This window comes from Christiangramia aestuarii (genome assembly GCF_009735585.1).
GTDB classification, from domain to species: Bacteria; Bacteroidota; Bacteroidia; order Flavobacteriales; family Flavobacteriaceae; genus Christiangramia; species Christiangramia aestuarii.
The window spans coordinates 585,385-609,266 of record NZ_VJVW01000002.1; the positions used below are offsets into that span (position 1 = coordinate 585,385).

Below are 23,882 nucleotides of genomic sequence, written 5' to 3' on the forward strand. Positions count from 1 at the left end.
AAAACAATATTATGGCTAAGATAACCGCCGCTGAAGTAAATAAATTAAGAAAAGCTACTGGTGCAGGAATGATGGACTGTAAGAAAGCATTAGTAGAAGCTGATGGTGACTATGATACTGCAATCGAATTGCTACGTAAAAAAGGTCAGAAAGTTGCTGCCAAGAGAGCCGACAGAGATTCTTCTGAAGGGGCTGCTATAGCTCAGGTTAATGGAGACAACACTAAAGGGGTGATCATCTCTCTAAATTGTGAGACAGATTTCGTAGCAAAGAATGATGACTTCATCAAATTAGCTAACGATTTCGCTGATATGGCTCTTAACTACTCAACAAAAGAAGAGTTATTGAAAGCTGATTACAACGGAATTACTGTTGAAGAAAAACTTACTGAGCAAACAGGAGTTATTGGTGAGAAGATCGAGATAGGCGCATTCAAAACTTTGGAAGCTCCATTCGTAGGATCTTACATCCACGCTGGTAACAAGATCGCTGTTCTTACAGGTCTTTCTAAGAACGTAGACGGAGCTGAAGAAGCTGCGAAAAACGTTTCTATGCAGGCTGCTGCTATGAACCCTGTAGCTCTTGATGAATCTGGTGTAGACCAGGCTACGATCGATAAAGAAATCGAGATCGCTAAAGATACTTTAAGAGAGGAAGGTAAGCCAGAAAATATGTTAGACAAGATCGCTCAGGGTAAACTTCAGCGTTTCTTCAAAGACAACACTTTGGTACACCAGGCGTATATTAAAGACAACAAGCAAAGCGTTGCACAGTACGTTAAGTCTGTAGACGGTGACCTTGAAGTTGTAGGATTTGAAAGAGTAGCTTTAGGATAAGCTCATATCATATAAATTCTAAAAAGAGGTTTTATTCATTTAAAACCTCTTTTTTTATTCTCTTATTTTTGTATCGTCGAGCTGTCCCGATGCTTCGGGAGTTTCAGCTTCTCCACAGATTCTTAATCAAGTTCAGAATTTTGTATTAAGTCATTTCGAAGGAATGAAATGACTGAGAAATCTCAAATAAGTATTGAACTCACTAGAAGATTTCTCACTACGTTCGAAATGACAACATCATTAAATTTTTACTTTTACAAAATGTCTCAAAAACCCTTCAAATTCAAACAATTCAGTATAGACCAGGATCGCTGCGCAATGAAAATCGGCACAGACGGTGTGCTTCTTGGAGCATGGGCTTCCTTGGTTCATCAACCAGAAAGCATCCTGGATATTGGCACAGGAACGGGCCTTATTGCGCTAATGCTGGCACAGAAATCTGATGCTCAACTAATCGATGCGCTTGAAATTGAAGAAAATGCCTATGAACAGGCTGTGGAGAATTTCGAAAAAAGCGACTGGGGCGACCGACTTTTCTGCTACCACGCAGGTTTCGATGAGTTTGTGGAAGAAATGCAGGATGAAGAAGAATACGACCTAATTATCTCCAATCCTCCCTTTTATTCTGAAGATTATAAGACCGGAAATGAGAACAGGGATCAAGCGCGTTTCGCTGACGCCCTTCCCCTAACTGAATTGATCGAAGGAGCCTCCCTCCTGCTTTCTAAAAAAGGACATTTTGATCTTATTATTCCGTTTACGGAAGAACAAAACGCTCTCGAAATTGCGAAGGAACACAAGCTTTTCCCACTTAAGATAACGAGGGTAAAAGGCACTGAAGATTCGCCAATCAAAAGAAGCCTTATCAGCTTTGGTTTTGAGAATACAGAACCAGAAATCGATGAACTCATTTTAGAGATTTCCAGACATAATTACACCGAAGAATTCAAGGCTCTGGTCAAAGATTTCTACCTGAAATTATAAATCGATGAGTTTCGTCACCCTGAACTTGTTTCAGGGTCTCTAAAAGATGCTGAAACAAGTTCAGCATGACGGATACCTTAGAAATATATTGTCCTCATTTTGAGCTTCGGGACCCATAGGAGAGAAATCCGTAAAAAAAAAGGATTACTGTTTGAGGCCGACTGCAATTCTTTTAAGATTTAAGCCGTGATGGGTGAATAAGAAAATGAAGACTAGATTTTTTTATTTCTCCTGAGCGAAGCCGAAGGGTTCATCAATGGAAAAAAGAAAAAAGATAAACCGTTACCATAAAATTAATTCAGGTTCTCTAGAGAAATATAAACCTTAGTAAGGTAAGATGCTGAAACTAGTTCAGCATGACTAATTATTCGATTTCCAAAGCCACAATAAAAAGATTGCTTCTCATAAAAGACTTGGTTACATTTGTTGGAAACACTACACAAAATGAAACCAGATCTTTTTCAGGCTCCTGATTATTACAATCTTGACGACCTACTTAGCGACGAACATAAAATGGTGCGCGACGCCACACGCGAGTTTGTAAAGCGTGAAGTTTCCCCGATCATAGAAGAAGCGGCTCAAAAAGCTGAATTTCCAAAACAACTCATCAACGGTCTTGCTGAAATTGGTGCTTTTGGACCTTATATTCCTGAAGAATATGGCGGCGCTGGCCTGGACCAGATCTCTTACGGATTGATCATGCAGGAAATTGAACGCGGGGATAGCGGAATCCGATCCACCGCATCGGTTCAGTCTTCACTGGTGATGTACCCAATTTTCAAATACGGAACAGAGGAGCAGAAAAAGAAATTCCTACCGAAGCTGGCATCTGGAGAAATGATAGGTTGCTTCGGGTTGACCGAGCCAGACCATGGTTCTAATCCCGGAGGAATGACCACCAATTTTAAAGATAAAGGCGATCACTATCTGCTGAATGGTGCGAAAATGTGGATCTCCAATTCACCCTTCGCCGATATCGCTATCGTCTGGGCTAAGAATGAAGAAGGAAGAATTCATGGTTTGATCGTGGAGCGTGGAATGGAAGGATTCTCCACTCCAGAAACTCATAATAAATGGTCTCTTCGTGCAAGCGCGACCGGCGAACTGATCTTTGATAATGTAAAAGTTCCAAAGGAAAATCTGATGCCAAATAAAACTGGTTTAGGAGCTCCGCTTGGCTGCCTGGATTCTGCACGATATGGCATCGCCTGGGGAGCGATTGGAGCAGCAATGGATTGTTATGACACTGCCTTGAGATATGCCAAAGAAAGAGAGCAATTTGGTGTGCCTATCGCTGCGAAACAACTTCAGCAAAAGAAACTGGCCGAGATGATCACAGAGATCACTAAAGCCCAGCTGATGGCCTGGAGGCTTGGAACTTTAAGAAACGAAGGCAAGGCAACTTCAGCCCAGATCTCCATGGCGAAAAGGAATAACGTGGAAATGGCTATCAAGATCGCCAGGGAGGCCAGGCAGGTTCTTGGCGGAATGGGAATAACAGGGGAATACAGCATCATGAGGCACATGATGAACCTCGAGAGCGTGATCACTTATGAAGGTACTCACGATATTCATTTACTGATAACGGGACTGGACATCACGGGACACGCCGCATTTTAATTTAAATCATTATGAAAAAGATCAGCTATCAGGTCGAGATCGACTGCCCAAGGGATAAGGTTTTTTCAGTTATGCTGGATAAACAGCATTACCGGGAATGGACAGCTGAATTCAATCCAACTTCGCAGTATGAGGGTGAATGGAAAGAAGGCAACAGGATCTTATTTCTAGGTGAGAACGAGGCCGGAGAAAAAGCCGGGATGTATAGCCAGATAGCAAAGCTTGAACCTGGTAAATTTGTAAGCATCAAACATCTTGGTATGCTGGACCAAGGCAAGGAAACTGCTTTCGAAAATGATCTTTATGAAAATTATTACCTGGAAGACAAGAATGGTTCCACCTTATTAAAAGTAGAAATGGATACCGAAGATGACTGGCTTAAATATTTTGACAAAACCTGGCCTAAAGCGCTTCAGAAATTAAAGGGAGTCTGCGAAAAGAACTGCTAGATTTCAACAAGATCAAAACAGGGGCAACGTTTACAACGCTTGCCCTTTTTATATTTTTCACAGCATTCTTTCTTTAAAGGTTTGGGCTTTTTAGCCACCACGCCCTCTACTCTCAAATAATCTTTAGATTTATTTGAATAGAATACGATTACATTTATCGATTTCACAATTTGAAAAGCCATATTTTTAATTTACCTCAAAAGGCTGATTTTCTGAGTTAAACAAGCTATAAAAACCCGCTAAGATTTTCTAAATAGTACTTCAGCTTTTACCTTTGCTAAAAATTTGAAGGAAATATGATTAAAGAGATAAACGCAAGTTTAGAACCTCTAACCAACCAGTTAATAAATCATCCCCTATATAAAAAGATAAATACCCCGGAACAGCTTCAGATCTTTATGGAGCATCATGTGTTCGCGGTTTGGGATTTCATGTCCCTGCTTACGGCGCTGCAGGAGATACTCACTAAGACTACGAATCCATGGCTACCGGTGGGAGATCCGGAAATACGATACCTCATCAACGAGATCGTTCTTGCTGAAGAAACCGATATTAACATGCAGGGAAAGCGACAGAGCCATTTTGAGATGTACCTGGACGCGATGGATGCAGCCGGAGCCAACAGGAAGAAGGTCGAGGATCTTTTGATGCAGGTAACCCATGGGACTGATATTTTCCTGGTGATCGCCACCAGCAAATTACCCATTAGCGTAAAGCAATTCTTAAAGCAGACCTTTGAAGTGGTTTATAGCAGGGAGCCTCACAGGATCGCCTCAGCCTTTACTTTTGGTCGCGAAGGCCTTATTCCCGACATGTTCTCTTCGATCATAGAGAAGGTGCAGAAGAACTTCCCTGAAGACGATCTTAGTCTTTTTAAATATTATTTTGATCGTCATATAGAATTAGACGGGGACGAGCATGGTCCCATGGCCTTTAGAATGGTAGCAGATCTTTGCGGTGACGACCAGAGAAAATGGGACGAGGTTAAAGAAACTGCAGAGAATTCCCTGAAAAGCCGCCTGGAACTCTGGGATGGTATCGAAGCTGAAATCGAAACTGGAATATGCTTAGGCGGAACCTTGCTTAATTTTAAGTGAAATAGAAACACAAAAAAACCTGAACTAATGAGTTCAGGTTTTTTACTTTATTGTCTTCCCGGTTATTCTGAAGCAGGAGCGATACGCACCTCCAGTCCATCAAGACCTTCGGTAATGGGGATCTGGCAACTTAAGCGGCTATTGTCTTCCACAAAGAATGCCTGGTCCAGCATATCTTCTTCCTCATAGCTCTTTTCCGGAAGCATATGCTCAAAATTCAAGATGTAGCACTGGCAGGAGGCACACATGGCCATTCCGCCACAAATACCAATAGTCCCTTCCGGAGCCAGCTCGTAAGAACGAATCACTTCCATCAGGTTCATATTCATATCTGTTGGAGCATCTACCGTATGTGCTTCGCCTTGGCGATCTATGATGGTTAACTTGATATCAGACATATTATATAAAAATTGAACCTCACAGGTTTTGCCAACATGTGAGGTTTCTAAAATACTAATTTATACTCTTTACAACTTCTCTTTTCGCTTCCTTTTTACTACCATCAAAGCCATTAACACCACTTACAGTAGTATACTTCATCACATATTTCTTATCTGGGTTGATTCGCTGGTACGCACTCTGACACATGATCGCTGCCTCATGAAATCCGCAAAGGATAAGCTTCAATTTTCCCTTATAAGTGTTTACATCTCCAATTGCGTAGATCCCAGGAATATTGGTCTGGTAATCATAAGAATTATCCACTTTGATGGCGTTCTTTTCGATTTCCAGTCCCCAGTTAGCAATAGGTCCCAATTTAGGAGAAAGTCCGAATAGGGGAATAAAATGATCGGTTTCCTTGATCTCTTCTTCCCTGGCCTTATCCTTATGGCGGATCACTACTGATTCCAGTTCATTTTCGCCCTTCAGGTCTACCACCTCAGCATCGGTGATCAGGTTGATCTTTCCAATCTTAGAAAGCTCCTCTACTTTTTCTACAGAATCCAAAGCTCCACGGAAGTCCTTTCTTCTATGGACCAAAGATACTTCTGAAGCAACATCGGCCAGGAAGATACTCCAGTCTAATGCTGAATCTCCTCCCCCGGCGATCACTACTTTCTTATCCCTGTATACTTCCGGATCCCTAATAATGTAAGCCACACCTTTATCCTCATAATCCTTGATAGTAGGAATAGGCGGTTTTCTAGGCTCAAAACTACCAAGCCCACCAGCGATCACCACTACTGGAGCGTGATGTTTGGTTCCCTTGCTGGTAGTAACGATGAAACTCCCGTCCTCCTGCTTATCGATGGTTTCAGCTCTTTCGCCCAGGGTGAACCCCGGCTCAAAAGGTTTGATCTGTTCCATCAAATTATCTACAAGATCTCCGGCAAGTACTTCCGGAAACCCGGGAATATCATAAATAGGTTTCTTTGGATAAATTTCTGAACACTGTCCTCCTGGTTGAGGCAGCGCATCTATAAGGTGACATTTTAACTTTAGTAGTCCGGCTTCAAAAACGGCAAAAAGGCCCGTTGGGCCGGCACCAATGATAAGTATATCGGTTTTAATCATGTTTGAATCAATTAAAAGGCGGGCAAGTTCTACTTTTCGATGTTCACCACCTGTTCGATTTGAGGCACATATTTTTTAATGGTCATTTCCACACCGCTCTTAAGGGTCATCTGGTTCACACTGCATCCTACGCAGGCTCCTTCTAGCTGAACCTTCACCAGGCGGTCATCTTCGATGGAAACCAAAGAGATATTACCGCCGTCACTTTCCAGGAACGGGCGTATCTCTGCCAATGCCTTTTCAACATTAATTTTAACTTCTTCGCTAGTCATCTATTTCTTATTAACAGCACTACATCCGGCCATCGTGGTAATCTTTATAGCTTCAGTTGGAGGTAGGTTTTTGTTTCTATTTACGGTTTCCTGTACCATATTCCTGGTGATATCCTCGAACGCAGCTTCCAGTGGAGTTGCGGTTTGCAGGGCAGCCGGCCTTCCTATATCGCCAGACTCTCTAAGGCTTTGTACCAATGGAATTTCTCCAAGGAACGGAACTTTCAGGTCTTCAGCAAGATTCTTAGCTCCTTCCTGGCCGAAAATATAATATTTGTTCTCTGGTAATTCTTCAGGAGTAAAATATGCCATATTCTCTATGATTCCTAGCACCGGCACGTTAATGCTTTCCTGCTGGAACATCGCCACTCCTTTTTTAGCATCGGCTAGGGCAACATTCTGCGGGGTACTCACGATCACAGATCCCGTGATTGGCAAAGATTGCATGATAGACAGGTGGATATCTCCTGTTCCCGGAGGAAGGTCTACCAGCATGAAATCTAACTCTCCCCAGGCTGCATCAAAGATCATCTGGTTAAGGGCTTTGGCCGCCATAGGCCCTCTCCATACTACCGCCTGGTTAGGCTTGGTAAAGAAACCTATGGAAAGGATCTTTACTCCATAGTTCTCTACCGGTTTCATTTTAGACTTGCCGTCCACGTTCACGGACAGAGGCCTTTCAGCCTCCACGTCGAACATGATAGGCGCAGATGGCCCGTAGATATCGGCATCCAGGATACCTACCTTAAAGCCCATTTTAGATAGGGTCACCGCAAGGTTGGCAGTAACTGTAGATTTACCTACACCACCTTTTCCTGAGGCTACCGCAATGATATTTTTGATTCCGGGGATCGCTTTTCCTTTGATCTCAGGCTTCTTCTTTTCGGGTGCCTGAACTTTAATATTTACCTTGACCTTGGCTTTTTCATATACCTTTTCGTGGATCACTTTCATGACGTCCACCTCGGCTCTTTTCTTGATATGAAGTGCCGGCGTGGCCAGTACAAGGTCTACCACCACCTCATCACCAAAGGTCATTACATTTTGAACGGCGCCGCTTTCTACCATATTACTTCCTTCTCCAGCTACAGATATGGTTTCCAGGGCTTTTAAAATCTCTTTTCTGTCTAATTTCATATATGAATTTTAATCAGATTCTTAAGCTTATATAGACTGATTCTAAATGCAAATATAGGTGGAAAAGCTAAGAATACGAAGAATTTAGCGATTTTAGATTTATGAGGTAATAGGCGGAAATTATGGGACTGCAGCCCGTTATTCTTCAGCTGGAAGCTCCTTCATCGGGTCCCAGAAATACCTGTCGAAATCTATGATCTGCAGGTTTTTCACTTTCACTCCCTCGGCCTCCAGTAATTGCTGCATGGCATTGGAGCCTCCAAAATGATGCTTGCCGGTAAGCACCCCGTTGCGGTTCACCACCCGGTGGGCGGGCACATCTTCAAGATCATGGGACGAATTCATCGCCCAGCCTACCATCCTGGCACTCCTGGCCGCTCCAAGGTACTTGGCAATGGCCCCGTAGGAAGTCACCCGGCCTTCCGGTATTTTCCGGCAAACCTCGTAAACCCTGGTAAAGAATCCAGATTTATCGCCCAAAATCAAGAGTTTAAAATACGAACCAGAGCTACTACAATGAGCACCAGCATCAAAACCGCCATAAAGTAGTTCGAAAATTTCGCGAAGGATTCCGCCTTCTTTTCGATCTTATCAAATAATACCACGTAGAGGTATAATGAAGTGAAACTTCCCGAGCTTGCCGCAAGGGCAAAAGAGGAAATAAGGGACCAGTCGTACTCCATTCCTCCACTTAGGTCCATGGCTCCGGCAATAGCTACGAAGTATGGAATGGGAAAAACGTTCAGGGCCGCGATAAGCATTCCTTTGAAAAAGCTCTGGGCCTTTGCTTTCTGCCTATTATGTTTTATCCCTTTTTTGTGGCGCGCCTTTATAAAGAAATAGACGGCGAGGATACAGAATACCACCAGGCCGGCTCGAAGGATCATACGTCTAACATAGGGATGGTCAAATATATATTTGGCCAGCAGCACAGCGATGAGAGCCTGAATAAGGATCACGATCCCAGCGCCAACCGCTACATAAAAGCCACTTTTCTTGCCTTTTTCCACGCAGGTTTTGGCAACGGTCATATTTACCAGCCCCGGCGGAACCACCCCAATAAATGCTGCAAAGTAAGTTATGAGGAAAAGTTTAGTTTCTTCCAATACCCCTTATTTTATCTTGAATTGAATATACGTAATTGGTTTTCCTTTTTCAAGATACTGTTTTTCATAGAAAGTCTGGATACCGGTTACTTCTTTTGGCGAATATTCGTTACTGTAGATATCGTGATGGGCATACATTACCTCATGCCCTTCCCCATGCAACAGCCCCAGGGTATATCCATGCATGAATTCTGAATCGGTCTTAAGGTGCATCACCCCATCCTCTTTCATTACATTCTTATATCTCTGAAGGAATTCGGCATTAGTCAACCTGTGTTTGGTCCTTTTATATTTTATCTGTGGGTCTGGAAAAGTGATCCATATCTCGCTAACCTCTCCGGCTGCAAAAACATGTTCGATAAGTTCTATCTGGGTTCTCACAAAAGCAACGTTTTCCAGGCCCTCCTCTATAGCGGTCTTAGCACCACGCCAGAATCTGGCTCCTTTGATATCTACACCGATGAAATTCTTGTCTGGGTTTTGCCTGGCCAGCTCTACGGTATACTCACCCTTCCCGCAGCCCAGTTCGAGGACAATAGGATGATCGTTCTTAAAGAAATCACGGCTCCAATTTCCCTTCAGGTCGAATTGTTCATCGGTAAGTTCCTCACGGGATGGCTGGATCACGTTCTCGAACTTTTCGTTCTCTCTAAAGCGCTTAAGTTTATTCTTACTTCCCACTAAAATTTGATATTTTGGCAAAATTAAAGAAAATCACCCACCTAACTATAAATTTATAATTGTATTATGGGAAATAAGCGGATTTTGGTGGCGGCATTGAACTGGGGCCTGGGACATGCTACCCGCTGCGTCCCGATAATCAACGAACTTATCGATTTTGGTTATGAACCGGTAATTGCTTCAGACGGCCCGGCATTAGAATTACTGAAAATGGAATTTCCCCAACTCCTCCACCGGCAACTACCCTCTTACAATATTGAATATGCTGAAAAGGCCTCGGGACTTAAGTGGAAATTATTACAAAACAGTCCGCATATCCTGAGAACCATTCAGAAGGAAAACAGGATTACCGAAGAACTGGTGGATGAACTGGAGCTCTCCGGAATAATCTCAGACAACAGGTGGGGTGTTAGAAGCCAGAAGCTGAAGAAAAATGTATTTATTACCCACCAACTGAAAGTGCTGAGCGGAAGCACGAGTTTCCTGAGTACTTATATTCAAAGAAAATATATCGCTAAATTCCAGCAATGCTGGGTACCTGATGTTAAGGGAGAAAACAACCTGAGCGGCATCCTGGGGCATCCATTAAAATTACCTGGTAATGTAAAATATATTGGTAGGCTTAGCAGGTTGAAAAAAGTCAATTCTGGGATAATCTACGATTACCTTGTACTGTTAAGCGGCCCCGAACCTCAGCGGAGCATCCTTGAATCCATTCTTTTAAAACAATTTGAAAATACAGAAAGGAGAACGCTCTTTGTTCGCGGGGTAATTCATGATGAAACTATAGAACATTCCAATCCTTTTCTAAAGGTTAAAAATTACCTTTTCGGCAAAGAACTGGAAGAAGCCCTGAACGGGAGCCGGTATATCATATCCAGGTCGGGATACACCACCCTGATGGACTTGGCCTGTCTTCATAAAAAAGCTTTTTTCATCCCTACGCCCGGCCAGCCGGAACAGGAATACCTGGCAGAAAGGATGGAAAGACTCGGGATGGCCGCATATTCCAAACAGGATGATTTCAGTACAGAAAAACTGGAAAAAATAGAAGATTACCGGGGTCTAAGTGATCTCGGGGATGACCCGCTGATCGGGAGCTTCCTTACTTTTTTCGAGGGTGAATGAGAATTCACTACCTACACCAAAAACACTTTCCACATAGATCTTTTCACCATGAGCCTCCAGGATATGCTTTACAATAGAAAGCCCCAGCCCGGAACCTCCTTCTTTCCTTGATCCACTTTTATCTACGCGATAAAAACGCTCGAATAACCTGGGGATATTTGCCTTTTCTATACCTTCACCATTATCGGTCACCCTGACTATCACCTTGTTCTTGATAAGGTTTTCGATACTGATCTCGGTAGTACCTCCGTTTTTTCCATATTTAATGGAATTCACGATCAGGTTGGTTAGCACCTGTTGAATCCTTTCCTTATCTGCCCGCACATAGATAGGTTCTTCATAATCTATATCGAAAGTAAGGGTGATATTCTTCTTGGCCGCCTTCATTTCCAACAGATCGAAGGATGCCTGGATGAGATCGATAATATCGAAATTCTCATATCTTAAATGAAGATCCCCGGTCTCAAGCTTGGTGATCATATCCAGATCTTTCACAATATAAATAAGCCTTTCTACTCCTTTACTGGCGCGGGTAAGATATTTTTTCCTGATCGCCTTGTCCTTATGAGCCCCATCAAGCAGGGTAAGTATATATCCCTGTACAGTAAATAATGGAGTTTTAAGTTCATGCGACACATTTCCCATGAATTCCTTCCGGTAAGCTTCCCTCACCTTTAGGGTTTCGATCTCCAGCTTCTTGTCTTCGGCAAATTTCTTCACTTCCCGGGTAAGGCTGGACATATCTGTGGTGATCTGGTTTGGCCTTAAAGTCTTGGAATCTAAAAGAGAAACATTGTCGTAAACCTTCTTTATGCGCCTGTAGATAAAACGCTCCACCCTGTATTGTATAATAAGGAAGGTGAACAGGTAACAAAAGAGCGCGAAAACAAAAAGGGACACCCATATCGAGCTTAGGTCCAGAAGCAGGAATACCGCTAACAGCAAGGTAAGAAATACACTTATATATAAGGATGTTCTTAAGGCAAATCGATATGAGCGTTTAAAACTTTGTGGCATTAAACTACGAACTTATAGCCCACCCCTTTGATGGTCTTGATCTTATCGTCGCCTATCTTTTCGCGAAGTTTCCTAATATGAACATCGATGGTTCTTCCTCCAACCACAATATCGTTACCCCATACCGTATCCAGGATATCTTCTCTTTTAAAGACCTTGCCCGGTTTTGAAACTAGCAGGGAAAGCAGTTCAAATTCTTTCCTGGGAAGGGCCATCTCATTGCCATCCTGCACGATCTTGTATTCTTCACGGTTTATCGTGATGTCTCCAAGCTTCACAATATTCGAAGACTTTTCCTCTTCGCGGTATCTTCTTAACAATGCCTTTACCTTACTTACCAGAACCTTAGGTTTAATCGGTTTGGTAATATAGTCATCGGCACCGGCATCGAACCCGGCCATTTGGGAATAATCTTCCCCGCGGGCGGTAAGAAAAGTAATGATGGCATGTTCCAGATCTGGACTTTTCCTAATCTGTTCGCAGGCCTCGATCCCATCCATTTCGGGCATCATCACATCCAGGATGATCAAATGTGGCTTATGCTTTTTGGCAAGCTTCACCCCATCTGCACCATTGGCTGCTGTGATGACATTATAACCTTCAGAAGACAGGTTATACCCTACTATTTCCAGGATATCCGGCTCATCATCTACCAGTAATATTGTAATGTCTTTTTTCTTCATAATGAATTTAGCTGTGGTTAAGAGACCATAAAATTAACCAATAATTTGAACTATAAAGGCCTTAACACATTAGTAACATTAAACTAACCCTTTAATGACGAACCATTAAAACTAAGATAACATCCGGCATGCGTCTTCGCCGTTAATTTGCAGCGAGATTTTATAGCAAAAACAAAATGAAACGATTCTTATTATTATCATTACTTTTTATTGTAACAGCGGTTCAGGCACAGGATGCAACAACCGGAGCAATTGGTGGTAAACTTTCCGATAAGGAAATGGGCGGTGAGCCTCTGCCATTCGCCAACGTGTTACTTAAAGACTCCTCTAAAGGTACAACTTCAGATTACGACGGAATATATTTATTAGACAAATTAGAACCAGGAACCTATACCGTGGTATTTAGTTTCGTTGGTTACGAAACGCTTGAAATACCGGGAGTGGTTGTTGAAGCAGGAAAAGTAACCGAAGTGAACACGGAGCTTGGTTCCAGTGCAGCTGCCCTGGATGAAGTAGTTATTACCACTGTTTCGAGAAGGGATTCTGAAGTTGCCCTGTTAATGGAGCAAAAGAATTCTGTAGACATCAAAACTTCTATCGGTGCCCAGGAACTTGCCAAAAAAGGGGTAGGTGATGCTGAAGGCGCGGTAACCAAGATTTCGGGAATCAGTAAGCAACAGGGAGTTAAGAACGTATTTGTACGTGGACTTGGAGACAGGTATAACTCAACTACTTTTAACGGTTTGCCTCTTCCTTCTGAAGATCCTGAATACAAGAATATCGCGCTTGACTATTTTGGATCAGACATTATTAATAGCGTAGGAGTAAATAAGACTTTCGCCGGAGATATCTACGGAGATGTTGCCGGAGCAAATATTGACATCAATTCTAAAACACTGGTTACAGACGATCTTTTCAAGATTGGATTTGGAACCGGTTTCAACAGCCGTGCGGTAACTGAAGATTTCCTACTGCCTGACGGAAGTAACTGGCTAGGATTCGACCTTGACAAAGGAAGCCCTATAAACAACCTGGGAACCTATTCTTTTGTAAACTCATTTAATCCAAACAGACAGAACACCCAGGTAAGCAGTGATGCTTCCATTCAGATGGGTAAAAAGTTCGATATTGGAGACCACCAGTTATCTGCTCTTTTGATCGGTTCTTTTGAAAGCGATTACACTTACCAGGAAGGTAACACCAAGGAACTAAACGCTCAGGGACTTCCTTTAAGAGACCTTGATTTTGACAAATACCTTTATTCTGTATCTCAGATTGCCATGGGTAACCTGGACTTCGAATTTGCAGATGACCTGGGTAATATCGCATACAACTCATTATTGATCCACACCAACGTTCAAAGTACAGGACAGTACTTTGGACAGTCGGCCAACATTTCTGAAGAAGAAGGTGATTCTGCTTTCATTAGAAGACAACAGATCAATGACAACACCATCTTCGTTAATCAGTTATTATCTGAATTTAACCTTACAGACAGGTTAGCTATAAATCTGGATGCCGGCTATAACATCACCCGTGGGGATGAGCCCGACAGAAGACAGAATACTTTCGTATACGATGGTAGCGACTACAGGGTAGCTGTTGGAACACCAAGTTACAACCACAGATTCTACTCTCAGCTAGAAGAAGATGAAGTTGTAGGTAATTTCAAGACCTCTTATAAGATCGGTGACCTGGAAAGTGAAAGCAAGAATGGTGAGATCTCTATTGGATATAATTATAAGAATACAGACAGGATCTTCAATTTCTTACAGTTCAACCATGATTTTGGATCTCCTGTAAATATTGACATCAACAATGTAGATGGGGTTTTCAACCAGGAAGGTATCGATAACGGAGATTTTAGACTGGTAACCAACAGTGGTTTTGGAGCTGGCTTCAACCCGCTAAGACCATTCTTCTACGAAGGAGACAAAACAATAAATGCTGGATTTGCTAACTTCCTTTATACTTTCAGTGAGAAGTTCTCTGCAAACCTAGGTTTAAGGTACGAGAATGTTGAACAAACCGTAAACTGGAACACTAACCTTTCAAGTAGTGAGACAGACCTTAACGTAGACCCTTCAACTCTTAAGGAAAACTATTTCCTACCAAGCCTTACCGCTAAGTATAACTTTAATGAGAACAGTATCTTAAGATTTGCAAGTAGTAAGACCTACACTTTCCCTCAGTTCAAGGAGGTGGCACCGTTCCTTTATGAAGACGTGAACTTCTCAAGCTTTGGTAATCCAGACCTTATGCCATCTGAAAACTATAACCTTGACCTGAAGTACGAATACTACTTTAGTTCTGGAGAGCTGGTTTCCCTTACTGGATTCTATAAAAAGATCATCGATCCTATCAACAGGGCTCAGGTAAACTCTGCCGCTAACCAGTTGTCTTATATCAACTCTGGAGAAGAGGCCGATGTAGCCGGACTGGAACTTGAATTAAGAAAAGACATTTTTGAGATAGATGGTGATGAACTTGAAAAGAACACCAAGAGCTTATCCTTCGGTCTTAACGCGTCTTACCTTTACTCAAGACAGGACCTTACAGATGAGTCTACCAACTTTACCAACAGTGAAGATGAACTTCAGGGAGCGTCTCCATTCCTACTGAACACAGATCTTACTTTCGATCTTGAAAAAGAAAAGTATGACTTCCTTTCTTCAGTAGTATTCAACTATTTCAGTGACCGTATCTACTCGCTGGGAGTACAGCAGCAGGGTAACATCATGGAAACAGGAATTCCAACCCTGGATTACATAGCGAAGCTTACTCTTAACGATCATTTCGGGATCAACTTTAAAGCGACCAACCTTCTAGACCCAAGCTTTGAGCTTACCCAGAAGGATGTTTCAGGAAATACGAACGTAATAAACACCTATAAAAGAGGCTCTAACTTCAGTCTAGGATTCTCTTACACCTTTTAACTATAACCACAATTAATTATTAATTCAAACCTTTAAATGATGAAAAAAATCAAATTCTCTTTAACAGTCCTTGTCTTTGCAGCGATCATGACCGGATGCTCGAGCGATGACGACCTTAACGTTACGCCTACAGCATCTTGTTCAGACGGGATCCAGAATGGAACAGAAACAGGCGTTGATTGTGGAGGATCCTGCACTCCTTGTGAGAATCAAGCCCAGAAAGATGGAGTTATAGATTCTCAGGACGATCCAGACCTTGATCCTGCAGACCTTAAAGGAGATGTAACAGCAGATATTACTCTTGATGCAAATACTGCCTGGACATTAACAGGATCTTTAACTGTAAAAGCTGGAGCTACTTTAACTATAGATCCGGGAACTACGATCATGGCGCAGCCAGGAGGAACTAACGTATATATTGCTATCGAGCAGGACGCTCTTATCGATGCAGAAGGAACTGCAGACGAGCCTATAGTAATTACTTCAGCAGCTACCAACAAAAGATCTGGTGACTGGGGAGGATTGATACTTGCCGGAAAAGCACCTATCAACTCTGGAACTACTGCTGAAGCCGAAGTTGTAGGTCTAACTTACGGTGGTACTGAAGCAGATGATTCTTCAGGAACTTTAAAATATGTAAAAGTTGAATATACCGGAGCCAGAATTGGTGGAGAGCAGGAGTTCAACGGTATCACTTTCTACGGAGTTGGAAGCGGAACTGTTATTGAAAACATTGCTGTATTAAACGGAGATGACGACGGTATCGAGTGGTTCGGAGGAACCGTTAGCGTTAAGAATGCCCTAGTGGTAAACGCCAAGGACGACTGGTTCGACTGGACTGAAGGTTGGGCTGGAAAAGGAAACACCAACTTCTTTGGAGTACGTGAGTTTGGTTACAATGATGTAACTGAAGACCCAAGAGGAATCGAGGCAGACAGCAACTCTAGTAACAATGATGCTTCTCCAAGATCTAATCCAACGATCGACGGGCTTACGCTTCTTCACCAGTCACAAATCGAAATGGCTGATATGATAAAGATTAGAAGAGGTAGTTCTGCAACTATCACCAATGGTGTGATCGCTATCCTTGCTGCTGAAGGTGAAGACCCAGGATCTGCAAGTGACTTTATCGACCTTACTGATGGTTCAGGAGCTGCAGCTGCAACTACTTCTATCAACGTTTCTGCTGTTGGTGCTGCCGACGGTTCAGATGTTAAGAATGAAGTTGGAGCTACTATCACAGTTGTAGACGGAAATACTGGAGCCGATGCTTCTCTTTTCGGATGGACTGGATATACCATCCCTACTATTGAATAAATTTGAGTTAGCCACTCATATTAATAAGTATAGAAAACCGCCTACTGGCGGTTTTCTTTGTTTATAAAATAGAATAAACCTTTTGTGCCTAAAGCACTATAAATGAAACTCCGGTTATTTTTTTGAGTTTGGAAGCCTATATATGATCTCAAAATTCAGCATAAATCGATCCTGCAAAAACCAGTAAAAAATGAGTTCTGTCACCTCAGCTCGAAACCTGGTTAGAAAAAAAACTGAACTCTTGAAGTAAATTTTAACTTTCTGATTATCAATATTTAGCTATATTTAAAAGCCTGCAACGAGCAACGCCATTTTTTATTTTATTTTTTTATATTTAATGAAATTCAATGGCAAGATTTTTGAATTTTTATTTGTAAGTTTGTCTAAACCTCGATCACGAAGAATGAAGCAAAAGTACTTATTTACCTTTTTTCTTTTCTGTTTCCTGATGATTGCCGCACCGGTAAGCGCTCAGGAATCTCCTCGTGTTCAGCATCGAACAGAGATCCCTATTGATGGTTTGTCTATCTATCCTAACCCCGTAACCGGTGGTAAGGTTTATATCTCTTCTACCAGGAACCAAGAGAAAACTATCGAGATCTACAATGTACTGGGAAAACCAGTTCAAAAGTCCAGGCTTAACGGCAGGGAATTAGATGTTTCCAGTCTTACCCCGGGAATCTATATTTTGAAGATCCAGGAAGGAAAGGCCAAAGCTACCAGGAAACTTGTAGTGAAGTAAGGATATTTAGATAGTCATCTTTTTAAACAGCTTCTATTCAGAGGCTTTTTTTATTCTTAATTTTGAAGAAATTTCCCGGGCTACATGTTAGAAAATAAAATCTTTGAAATTTCCAGCGAGGCAGAATTCAGGACCACCTGCCTGGAGGTTTTCAAATTTCAGTATGAGAATAATACGCACTACAAACAATTCTGCCAGTTATTACAAAGAAATCCGGATAACGTAACCCAACTCACAGAGATCCCATTCATGCCTATCGAATTCTTTAAAACCAAGGAACTCGTAAGCAAGAATCATCCGCCACAGATCACTTTTACCAGTAGTGGCACCACCGGTAGTAAAACCAGTAAACATCATGTAACCGACCTTAGGCTGTATGAGGAAAGTTTTCTAAAGGCCTTTCAGAAATTTTATGGAGATGCTTCGAATTATATCTTCCTGGCCCTGCTTCCCTCTTACCTGGAAAGAACAGGCTCTTCCCTTATCTATATGGTGGATGCACTAATTAAAATGTCAGGTGATAAAAACAGCGGTTTTTATCTGGATAACCTGGAGGAACTTTCCGGTAAACTGAAGTCTTTAGATAAAGGAAACAAGAAGGTTTTTCTTATCGGAGTTTCGTTTGCCCTGCTCGACTTGGTGGAAAATAAAAGATTTAAGCTTGAAAACACTATTGTGATGGAGACCGGTGGAATGAAAGGCCGCCGTAAGGAGATGATCAGGGAAGAACTACATGAGATCCTGAAAACTGGATTCGGAGTGGAATACATTCATAGCGAATACGGTATGACCGAGCTTTTATCACAGGCCTATTCTAAGGGACAGGGAGTTTTTGAATGTCCACCGTGGATGCAGATCCTTATCCGCGATCCGGAAGATGCTTTAAGCTGGCAGCAGGAGGGAAAAACGGGAGGCATCAACGTAATAGACCTCGCGAATATAAATTCCTGCTCTTTTATTGCCACCCAGGACCTTGGAAGAAAAAAAAATAATAAAATTGAAATCCTCGGAAGGTTCGATAACAGTGACATTCGGGGTTGCAACCTTTTATTATTGTAAAAAATTTACCACCCCCTGTAAAGAATCAAGTAAATTTTCGACACAAATAGTGCAGTAAGCAAAATGATACCCAAATCATTTCCTTATTGCGGGCTAAGTGAAAATTTTTCATATTAGATTGGTTAGTTAGTTGCAAACCCCTTAGGCGCTCGCTTAAGGGGTTTTGTATTTCTCCTCCACGAATTAAAAAAAGCTCCCATCCTTTAATAATCAACAATCAAAAAAAGAAATAAAAAAAGCTCCTGGAAGGGAGCTTTTAGATGTTTTCGGAAGCTATATTAAACCACTCTTATTATAAAGGTATTTTTCTTTCCCTTATTAATAATGACATACTTGCCATTAATCAGGTCTTCCCTGGTGATGGTATAATCTTCTTTTACTTTCTCTTTATTTACCGAAACCGAATTCTCTTTTAGTGCCCTTCTGGCCTCCCCGTTAGAATTTAAAAAACCGGTCTTTGCCGAAAGTGCTCCTATCATATCAAGCCCATTTTCAACTTCTGAAGCTTCTACCTCTGCCTGGGGCACTCCTTCAAAAACATCCAGAAAGGTAGCTTCGTTCAGCTTTTTGAAATCTTCGGCAGTACTTTTTCCAAATAATACCTCAGAAGCGGTAATGGCATTTTCATATTCCTCTTCTGAATGCACCATCGTAGTCACCTCCCTGGCCAGAACTTTCTGTAATTCCCGCTTATGCGGTGCTTCCTTATGCTCGGCAACCAGGGCTTCGATCTCCTCTTTGCTCAAAAAGGTGAAGATCTTTATATATTTTTCAGCATCCTCGTCGCTGGTATTCAACCAGTACTGGTAGAATTTATAAGGAGAGGTTCGGTTGGCGTCCAGCCAGACATTTCCCCCTTCAGTCTTCCCGAATTTGGTGCCATCAGCCTTGGTGATCAACGGGCAGGTAAGAGCATAACCCTTCCCGTTCCCAATACGTCTAATCAGTTCTGTTCCGGTGGTGATATTTCCCCACTGGTCACTACCTCCCATTTGCAGGGTGCAGTCATGTTCCCTGAACAGGTGAAGAAAGTCATATCCCTGAACCAGCTGATAGGTGAATTCAGTAAAAGACATACCTTCAGAAGATTCCGCAGAAAGCCTTTTCTTCACAGAGTCCTTGGACATCATGTAATTCACGGTAATATGCTTACCAACGTCGCGAATGAATCCCAGGAAAGAAAAATCTTTCATCCAGTCGTAGTTGTTTACCAGCACAGCTGCATTATCATTATCTGAATCAAAATCAAGAAAACGGGAAAGCTGCTCCTTAAGCGCGTTCTGGTTATGTCTTAAAGTTTCTTCGTCAAGTAGATTTCTTTCAGCAGATTTTCCCGAAGGATCACCTATCATCCCGGTAGCTCCACCAACCAGGGCATATGGTTTATGCCCGGCAAGCTGAAAATGCCTTAGCATCATTACCCCAACCAGGTGACCTATATGTAGCGAATCTGCGGTGGGGTCTATCCCAACATAGGCAGCACGCATTTGTTCCATTAGATGTTCTTCAGTTCCTGGCATTACATCATGTAACATTCCACGCCAGGTGATTTCCTCAACAAAGTTCTTTTCCATATTTTAAATTTCAGATAAAAACAGCCGTAAAGATACCATAAAGCTTTATTTTTCCTAAGTCGTTTAGCTATATTTACCACATGATTCTGGTAACCGGAGGAACAGGTTTAGTTGGTGCTCATCTCTTATTTGAACTGGCGCAAAAAAATGAAAAGCTCAGGGCAGCAATCCGGGCTACCAGCGATACCCGACAGGTAAAAAAAGTATTTGAATATTATTGCGATAAGGCCCGGGCACACCAACTGTTCAATCGTATAGAATGGGTCACCGCAGATATCAATGATATACCTGCCCTGGATGCCGCATTTAAGGATATAAATAACGTTTATCACTGCGCCGCCCTGATTTCTTTTGATCCCTCAGACGAAAAGAAGCTTCGAAAAATAAATATAGAAGGTACCGCCAATATCGTGAACCTTTGTATCTCCCATCGGGTGGAAAAACTCTGTTATGTAAGCAGTGTTGCTGCGATTGGTTCTGCCAAAAATAGCTCCAGCGTTGACGAAAACACCAAATGGAATCCGGAAGAAGACCATAACGACTATGCGATCTCGAAATATGGTGCTGAAATTGAAGTATGGCGGGGCACCCAGGAGGGCATTAATACCGTGATCGTAAATCCCGGTATTATTATTGGACCGGGATTCTGGGATTCGGGCAGCGGCAAGATCTTCAGAAGAATAGACAACGGGCTAAAACACCATTTCCCGAAAGTAAGCGGTTTTGTAGGGGTTAAAGATGTAGTGCAAGTGATGACGGGATTAATGGAATCCCCTGTAGTGAACGAGAAATATATCCTGGTCTCCGAAAATATCAGTTTTGAAAAGGTATTAAAGGAAACTGCCGAATACCTGGAAAAGCCAAAACCAGATTACCAGTTAAAAAAATGGATGATCGCGCTGGGCTGGTTCTTTCAGAAGATAGGAAGCTGGTTTGGTGCAAAAAGAGAGATCACCAGGGATTCCATACAAGGATTATACGAGGAAACCTATTACGACAATTCCAAGATCAGGAATAATATGGATTTTGAATTCACTCCCGTAAGCGAGGTCTTAAAGGAAACCGCAGAGATCTATCGCAGGGACCACTAATTTCTATTCATACTGCTGCTGTTCTGCACGGCTTTAGGCGGCACGACAAGACTGTCCCGTCCGTCCCTAAGTTCCTCTATCCTTTTCAATTTCAGGGAGTCGGTCTTTAGGCTGTCTTTCACCCTCAGCGAATCCTTGTTCAGAGAATTGGTTTCTCGTAAAGAATCCTTTTCGGCCAGCTTAATGCTGTCTTCTATCTTTATCTCGATCTCCCTAAGCGAATCCATCCTGGATTTGATATTCTGAATACGATTCTTAACGCTATCGTAGATACGCTCGTACTGGGTATATTGCTCGGCATAATAATCATTGCTCCTTTCAAACTGAAGGCTATCGATGCCGAACCTTTTAAAAATATAATCGTCTGGCTTTATACCGGTACTCTCAAGTTTCTGTTTATTATAGTTCCGCGCAGCATTCAGCAGGGCCATTTCGGTAAGCACATCCACCATTTTAGCTTCGGGAATAAGGTCTGCCGGTCTTTCGGTCTTCTCCAGGTCCTGGCAGGAGAAAGACAGAAAAACCAGCAGTAATAGAACAGCTTTATATTTTAAACTACCTGTCAAAAGTTAATCTTTCAGCATTTTTAGCGAAAGGGGTATGTTTAAAGTTCTTATAAACAAGATTCCCGTTCACGAAAGTATGGGTGATCCTTGATTTAAAGGTTGTGCCTTCAAAAGGAGACCACTGGCATTTTGAGAATATATTATCGGGTTGTACCGCCCATGGAGAATTTAGGTCTACCAGTACCAAATCTGCCTTATAGCCTTCACGAATAAAACCTCTTTTCTCTATCTGGAAAAGGATGGCCGGGTTATGGCAAGCCTTTTCAACGATCTTCTCCAGGCTAATCTTACCCTGGTGATGCATTTGCAATAGAGCCGGTAAGGCATGCTGCACCAATGGCCCTCCACTTGGAGCCTTAGTATATACGTTCTTCTTTTCTTCCTTGGTATGCGGTGCATGGTCTGTTGCCAGAACATCCAGCCTATCATCTTTAAGCGCTTCCAGTAAGGCTTCCTGATCCTTTTTAGTTTTCACCGCAGGATTCCATTTAATATAGGTTCCTTTCTTCGCGTAATCTGAATCGTTGAACCAAAGATGGTGAATACATACTTCAGAAGTGATCTTCTTATCCTTTAAAGGTTTTTTATTGCTGAAAAGGCTCAGTTCCTTAGCGGTAGAAACATGGAATACATGCAGCCTGGCCCCGGTTTTCTTGGCCAGCGCAACCGCCCTGGAAGAAGACTTATAACAGGCCTCTTCACTTCTTATTTTCGGGTGCAGTTCAATTGGGATATCATCTCCGTATCTTTCTACACACTCGGCAAGATTCTTTTTAATGGTATCTTCATCTTCACAATGCGCAGCGATAAGCACGGGAGATTTTTTAAAGATCTGCTCCAGTACCTTTTCATCGTCTACCAGCATATTCCCGGTAGAAGAACCAAGGAACAGCTTTAAAGCGGCAACATTCTTGGGATCAATTTTCTCGATCTCGGCAAGGTTGTCGTTAGTTCCGCCGAACATGAATGAATAGTTAGCGTAAGAAGTTTCAGAGGCTATCTGGAACTTTTTCTCCAGCTCTTCCATATTAGTGGTCTGCGGAAGGGTATTAGGCATCTCTATAAAAGAAGTGATCCCTCCGGCCACTGCTGCCCTGGAACCTGTTTCGATAGATTCCTTATGAGTTAGCCCCGGCTCCCTGAAATGAACCTGGTCATCGATAAGTCCCGGAAGCAAGTAAGTCCCTTCTGCATCGAAGATATTTACATCGGGAGATTTGGCACTTATACTTTCGGAAATTTCGACAATGATGCCATCTTCGATAAATACATCACCATCAATAATTTCACCTTCATTTACAATTCTAGCGTTCTTGATTAAAACCTTTTTCATCAGACCTTTTTTCTGTTAAACAGACTTTTAAGCTTCATTTTTATTACCCCAAACACGGCTTCAGAAATTATGGAGCCGCTCATTTTAGAAGTCCCACGGGTTCTATCGGTAAATATTACCGGAACTTCTACTATTTTAAAATTGCGTAAATACGCTTTAAATTTCATTTCTATCTGGAAAGCATATCCTATAAACTGTATCCTGTCCAGGTCTATTGCCTCCAGCACCTTTCTTTTATAACATACAAATCCTGCCGTGGTATCCTGTATATCCATCCCGGTGATGAATCTCACATACCTGGACGCCAGCCAGGACATCAAGACCCGGTTCATGGGCCAGTTAATCACATTTACCCCGGTAATATACCTGGAACCAATGGCTACATCTGCATCGTCCCTTTTGCAGGTGTTATATAACCTGATGAGATCATTGGGATTATGAGAGAAATCTGCATCCATTTCAAAAATGTAGTCATATTTTCTCTCCAGGGCCCATTTAAAACCGTGAATATAGGCGGTTCCAAGACCTTGTTTCCCTACTCTTTCTTCAAGGAACAATCGCTCCGGGAACTCTGCCTGCAGGGTTCTTACCCTGGCCGCAGTTCCATCGGGAGAATTATCATCCACAACCAGAATCTGAAATTTACGTCTTTGCGAGAACACGTTCCTAATTATGCGTTCTATGTTCTCAATTTCATTAAAGGTGGGTATAATAATTATCCCATTTACCATTCCCAAAT

At 42.2% G+C, this 23,882-nt stretch carries 24 protein-coding genes; 11 read left to right on the forward strand and 13 right to left on the reverse strand.

Annotated features, from left to right (window positions below; translation table 11 throughout):
* Positions 1 to 11: 11 nt before the first annotated feature.
* The 5 genes from tsf (at position 12) to FLP08_RS06590 (ending at position 4,986) form a co-directional block, all read left to right on the forward strand.
* Positions 12 to 836 (forward strand): translation elongation factor Ts, encoded by an 825-nt coding sequence (gene tsf / locus FLP08_RS06570; RefSeq protein WP_156275217.1) that lies wholly within the window; start codon positions 12 to 14, stop codon positions 834 to 836.
* 261 nt (positions 837 to 1,097) lie between these two features.
* A complete protein-coding gene (locus FLP08_RS06575) occupies positions 1,098 to 1,820 on the forward strand; it encodes a tRNA1(Val) (adenine(37)-N6)-methyltransferase (protein WP_156275219.1) in 723 nt (240 codons plus the stop codon).
* 444 nt (positions 1,821 to 2,264) lie between these two features.
* Positions 2,265 to 3,440: an acyl-CoA dehydrogenase family protein gene (locus FLP08_RS06580; RefSeq protein WP_156275221.1), complete on the forward strand. Its 1,176-nt coding sequence runs from the start codon at positions 2,265 to 2,267 to the stop codon at positions 3,438 to 3,440.
* A gap of 11 nt (positions 3,441 to 3,451) precedes the next feature.
* The gene (locus FLP08_RS06585; RefSeq protein WP_156275222.1) at positions 3,452 to 3,889 is read left to right on the forward strand and encodes an SRPBCC family protein; all 438 of its coding nucleotides are present in this window, start codon (positions 3,452 to 3,454) and stop codon (positions 3,887 to 3,889) included.
* Between the two features lie 296 nt (positions 3,890 to 4,185).
* Positions 4,186 to 4,986: a DUF3050 domain-containing protein gene (locus FLP08_RS06590; protein ID WP_156275223.1), complete on the forward strand. Its 801-nt coding sequence runs from the start codon at positions 4,186 to 4,188 to the stop codon at positions 4,984 to 4,986.
* A gap of 62 nt (positions 4,987 to 5,048) precedes the next feature.
* Here the strand turns inward: FLP08_RS06590 and FLP08_RS06595 are convergent, their stop codons facing one another.
* The 7 genes from FLP08_RS06595 to trmB form a co-directional block, all read right to left on the reverse strand.
* On the reverse strand, positions 5,049 to 5,384 hold the full coding sequence (locus tag FLP08_RS06595; RefSeq protein ID WP_156275225.1) for a 2Fe-2S iron-sulfur cluster-binding protein: 336 nt from the start codon (positions 5,382 to 5,384) through the stop codon (positions 5,049 to 5,051).
* A 55-nt stretch (positions 5,385 to 5,439) separates the two neighbouring features.
* Positions 5,440 to 6,501, reverse strand: a complete 1,062-nt coding sequence (locus FLP08_RS06600; protein WP_156275227.1) for an NAD(P)/FAD-dependent oxidoreductase — start codon at positions 6,499 to 6,501, stop codon at positions 5,440 to 5,442.
* A 29-nt stretch (positions 6,502 to 6,530) separates the two neighbouring features.
* On the reverse strand, positions 6,531 to 6,773 hold the full coding sequence (locus FLP08_RS06605) for a NifU family protein (protein ID WP_156275229.1): 243 nt from the start codon (positions 6,771 to 6,773) through the stop codon (positions 6,531 to 6,533).
* Positions 6,774 to 7,910 carry an Mrp/NBP35 family ATP-binding protein gene (locus FLP08_RS06610; RefSeq protein ID WP_156275230.1) on the reverse strand — a complete coding sequence of 379 codons (1,137 nt, stop codon included), beginning with the start codon at positions 7,908 to 7,910 and terminating at the stop codon, positions 6,774 to 6,776.
* Between the two features lie 138 nt (positions 7,911 to 8,048).
* Positions 8,049 to 8,390 carry an MGMT family protein gene (locus FLP08_RS06615; protein ID WP_156275231.1) on the reverse strand — a complete coding sequence of 114 codons (342 nt, stop codon included), beginning with the start codon at positions 8,388 to 8,390 and terminating at the stop codon, positions 8,049 to 8,051.
* 2 nt (positions 8,391 to 8,392) lie between these two features.
* Positions 8,393 to 9,016 carry a LysE family translocator gene (locus FLP08_RS06620; RefSeq protein WP_156275232.1) on the reverse strand — a complete coding sequence of 208 codons (624 nt, stop codon included), beginning with the start codon at positions 9,014 to 9,016 and terminating at the stop codon, positions 8,393 to 8,395.
* 6 nt (positions 9,017 to 9,022) lie between these two features.
* Entirely contained in the window at positions 9,023 to 9,697 is a 675-nt protein-coding gene (trmB, locus tag FLP08_RS06625; protein WP_162430962.1) for a tRNA (guanosine(46)-N7)-methyltransferase TrmB, read from the reverse strand.
* 66 nt (positions 9,698 to 9,763) lie between these two features.
* Between trmB and FLP08_RS06630 the strand changes: the two genes are divergently transcribed.
* Complete coding sequence (locus tag FLP08_RS06630; RefSeq protein ID WP_156275235.1) at positions 9,764 to 10,825, forward strand: glycosyltransferase; 1,062 nt, start codon at positions 9,764 to 9,766, stop codon at positions 10,823 to 10,825.
* On the opposite strand, the gene FLP08_RS06635 is transcribed toward FLP08_RS06630, so the two are convergent.
* Both FLP08_RS06635 and FLP08_RS06640 read right to left on the reverse strand, forming a co-directional pair.
* Positions 10,763 to 11,842 carry a sensor histidine kinase gene (locus FLP08_RS06635; protein ID WP_156275237.1) on the reverse strand — a complete coding sequence of 360 codons (1,080 nt, stop codon included), beginning with the start codon at positions 11,840 to 11,842 and terminating at the stop codon, positions 10,763 to 10,765. The two genes, FLP08_RS06630 and FLP08_RS06635, sit on opposite strands and share 63 nt — an antisense overlap.
* The gene (locus FLP08_RS06640; RefSeq protein ID WP_156275239.1) at positions 11,842 to 12,525 is read right to left on the reverse strand and encodes a response regulator transcription factor; all 684 of its coding nucleotides are present in this window, start codon (positions 12,523 to 12,525) and stop codon (positions 11,842 to 11,844) included. Before FLP08_RS06640 ends, FLP08_RS06635 begins: the two co-directional genes overlap by 1 nt.
* Positions 12,526 to 12,701: 176 nt before the next feature.
* Between FLP08_RS06640 and FLP08_RS06645 the strand changes: the two genes are divergently transcribed.
* The 4 genes from FLP08_RS06645 (at position 12,702) to FLP08_RS06660 (ending at position 18,579) form a co-directional block, all read left to right on the forward strand.
* On the forward strand, positions 12,702 to 15,461 hold the full coding sequence (locus FLP08_RS06645; RefSeq protein WP_156275241.1) for a TonB-dependent receptor: 2,760 nt from the start codon (positions 12,702 to 12,704) through the stop codon (positions 15,459 to 15,461).
* Positions 15,462 to 15,497: 36 nt separating this feature from the next.
* A complete protein-coding gene (locus tag FLP08_RS06650; protein ID WP_238388457.1) occupies positions 15,498 to 16,778 on the forward strand; it encodes a beta-helix domain-containing protein in 1,281 nt (426 codons plus the stop codon).
* Positions 16,779 to 17,181: 403 nt separating this feature from the next.
* Positions 17,182 to 17,520, forward strand: coding sequence for a T9SS type A sorting domain-containing protein (locus FLP08_RS06655; protein ID WP_156275242.1), 339 nt, complete (start codon positions 17,182 to 17,184; stop codon positions 17,518 to 17,520).
* Positions 17,521 to 17,604: 84 nt separating this feature from the next.
* Entirely contained in the window at positions 17,605 to 18,579 is a 975-nt protein-coding gene (locus FLP08_RS06660; protein ID WP_156275244.1) for a LuxE/PaaK family acyltransferase, read from the forward strand.
* A gap of 278 nt (positions 18,580 to 18,857) precedes the next feature.
* Here FLP08_RS06660 and tyrS read toward each other — a convergent pair whose 3' ends face one another.
* Positions 18,858 to 20,153: a tyrosine--tRNA ligase gene (gene tyrS, locus FLP08_RS06665; RefSeq protein ID WP_156275246.1), complete on the reverse strand. Its 1,296-nt coding sequence runs from the start codon at positions 20,151 to 20,153 to the stop codon at positions 18,858 to 18,860.
* A gap of 80 nt (positions 20,154 to 20,233) precedes the next feature.
* Here tyrS and FLP08_RS06670 point away from each other — a divergent pair, with 80 nt between their 5' ends.
* Positions 20,234 to 21,244: an NAD-dependent epimerase/dehydratase family protein gene (locus tag FLP08_RS06670; protein WP_156275248.1), complete on the forward strand. Its 1,011-nt coding sequence runs from the start codon at positions 20,234 to 20,236 to the stop codon at positions 21,242 to 21,244.
* On the opposite strand, the gene FLP08_RS06675 is transcribed toward FLP08_RS06670, so the two are convergent.
* From FLP08_RS06675 to FLP08_RS06685, 3 genes are read right to left on the reverse strand one after another with little or no spacing between them, the layout of a single operon-like run.
* Positions 21,241 to 21,810 (reverse strand): DUF4296 domain-containing protein, encoded by a 570-nt coding sequence (locus FLP08_RS06675; protein ID WP_156275249.1) that lies wholly within the window; start codon positions 21,808 to 21,810, stop codon positions 21,241 to 21,243. The genes FLP08_RS06670 and FLP08_RS06675 overlap by 4 nt on opposite strands.
* Positions 21,800 to 23,143, reverse strand: a complete 1,344-nt coding sequence (locus FLP08_RS06680; protein WP_156275251.1) for a dihydroorotase — start codon at positions 23,141 to 23,143, stop codon at positions 21,800 to 21,802. Before FLP08_RS06680 ends, FLP08_RS06675 begins: the two co-directional genes overlap by 11 nt.
* Positions 23,143 to 23,874 (reverse strand): polyprenol monophosphomannose synthase, encoded by a 732-nt coding sequence (locus tag FLP08_RS06685; RefSeq protein ID WP_156275252.1) that lies wholly within the window; start codon positions 23,872 to 23,874, stop codon positions 23,143 to 23,145. The genes FLP08_RS06680 and FLP08_RS06685 overlap by 1 nt, the downstream gene beginning before the upstream one ends.
* Positions 23,875 to 23,882: the final 8 nt, after the last annotated feature.

What these genes read in the sequence shown, in the direction of transcription:
- FLP08_RS06685 (WP_156275252.1), bottom strand. Translation starts at nt 23,874, where the DNA reads ATGGTAAATGGGATAATTATTATACCCACCTTTAATGAAATTGAGAAC.
- FLP08_RS06630 (WP_156275235.1), top strand. Translation starts at nt 9,764, where the DNA reads ATGGGAAATAAGCGGATTTTGGTGGCGGCATTGAACTGGGGCCTGGGA.
- FLP08_RS06650 (WP_238388457.1), top strand. Translation starts at nt 15,498, where the DNA reads ATGATGAAAAAAATCAAATTCTCTTTAACAGTCCTTGTCTTTGCAGCG.
- FLP08_RS06680 (WP_156275251.1), bottom strand. Translation starts at nt 23,143, where the DNA reads ATGAAAAAGGTTTTAATCAAGAACGCTAGAATTGTAAATGAAGGTGAA.
- FLP08_RS06635 (WP_156275237.1), bottom strand. Translation starts at nt 11,842, where the DNA reads ATGCCACAAAGTTTTAAACGCTCATATCGATTTGCCTTAAGAACATCC.
- FLP08_RS06670 (WP_156275248.1), top strand. Translation starts at nt 20,234, where the DNA reads ATGATTCTGGTAACCGGAGGAACAGGTTTAGTTGGTGCTCATCTCTTA.
- FLP08_RS06595 (WP_156275225.1), bottom strand. Translation starts at nt 5,384, where the DNA reads ATGTCTGATATCAAGTTAACCATCATAGATCGCCAAGGCGAAGCACAT.
- tyrS (WP_156275246.1), bottom strand. Translation starts at nt 20,153, where the DNA reads ATGGAAAAGAACTTTGTTGAGGAAATCACCTGGCGTGGAATGTTACAT.
- FLP08_RS06640 (WP_156275239.1), bottom strand. Translation starts at nt 12,525, where the DNA reads ATGAAGAAAAAAGACATTACAATATTACTGGTAGATGATGAGCCGGAT.
- FLP08_RS06605 (WP_156275229.1), bottom strand. Translation starts at nt 6,773, where the DNA reads ATGACTAGCGAAGAAGTTAAAATTAATGTTGAAAAGGCATTGGCAGAG.
- FLP08_RS06645 (WP_156275241.1), top strand. Translation starts at nt 12,702, where the DNA reads ATGAAACGATTCTTATTATTATCATTACTTTTTATTGTAACAGCGGTT.
- FLP08_RS06590 (WP_156275223.1), top strand. Translation starts at nt 4,186, where the DNA reads ATGATTAAAGAGATAAACGCAAGTTTAGAACCTCTAACCAACCAGTTA.
- FLP08_RS06655 (WP_156275242.1), top strand. Translation starts at nt 17,182, where the DNA reads ATGAAGCAAAAGTACTTATTTACCTTTTTTCTTTTCTGTTTCCTGATG.
- FLP08_RS06610 (WP_156275230.1), bottom strand. Translation starts at nt 7,910, where the DNA reads ATGAAATTAGACAGAAAAGAGATTTTAAAAGCCCTGGAAACCATATCT.
- FLP08_RS06600 (WP_156275227.1), bottom strand. Translation starts at nt 6,501, where the DNA reads ATGATTAAAACCGATATACTTATCATTGGTGCCGGCCCAACGGGCCTT.
- FLP08_RS06575 (WP_156275219.1), top strand. Translation starts at nt 1,098, where the DNA reads ATGTCTCAAAAACCCTTCAAATTCAAACAATTCAGTATAGACCAGGAT.
- FLP08_RS06660 (WP_156275244.1), top strand. Translation starts at nt 17,605, where the DNA reads ATGTTAGAAAATAAAATCTTTGAAATTTCCAGCGAGGCAGAATTCAGG.
- tsf (WP_156275217.1), top strand. Translation starts at nt 12, where the DNA reads ATGGCTAAGATAACCGCCGCTGAAGTAAATAAATTAAGAAAAGCTACT.
- FLP08_RS06580 (WP_156275221.1), top strand. Translation starts at nt 2,265, where the DNA reads ATGAAACCAGATCTTTTTCAGGCTCCTGATTATTACAATCTTGACGAC.
- FLP08_RS06585 (WP_156275222.1), top strand. Translation starts at nt 3,452, where the DNA reads ATGAAAAAGATCAGCTATCAGGTCGAGATCGACTGCCCAAGGGATAAG.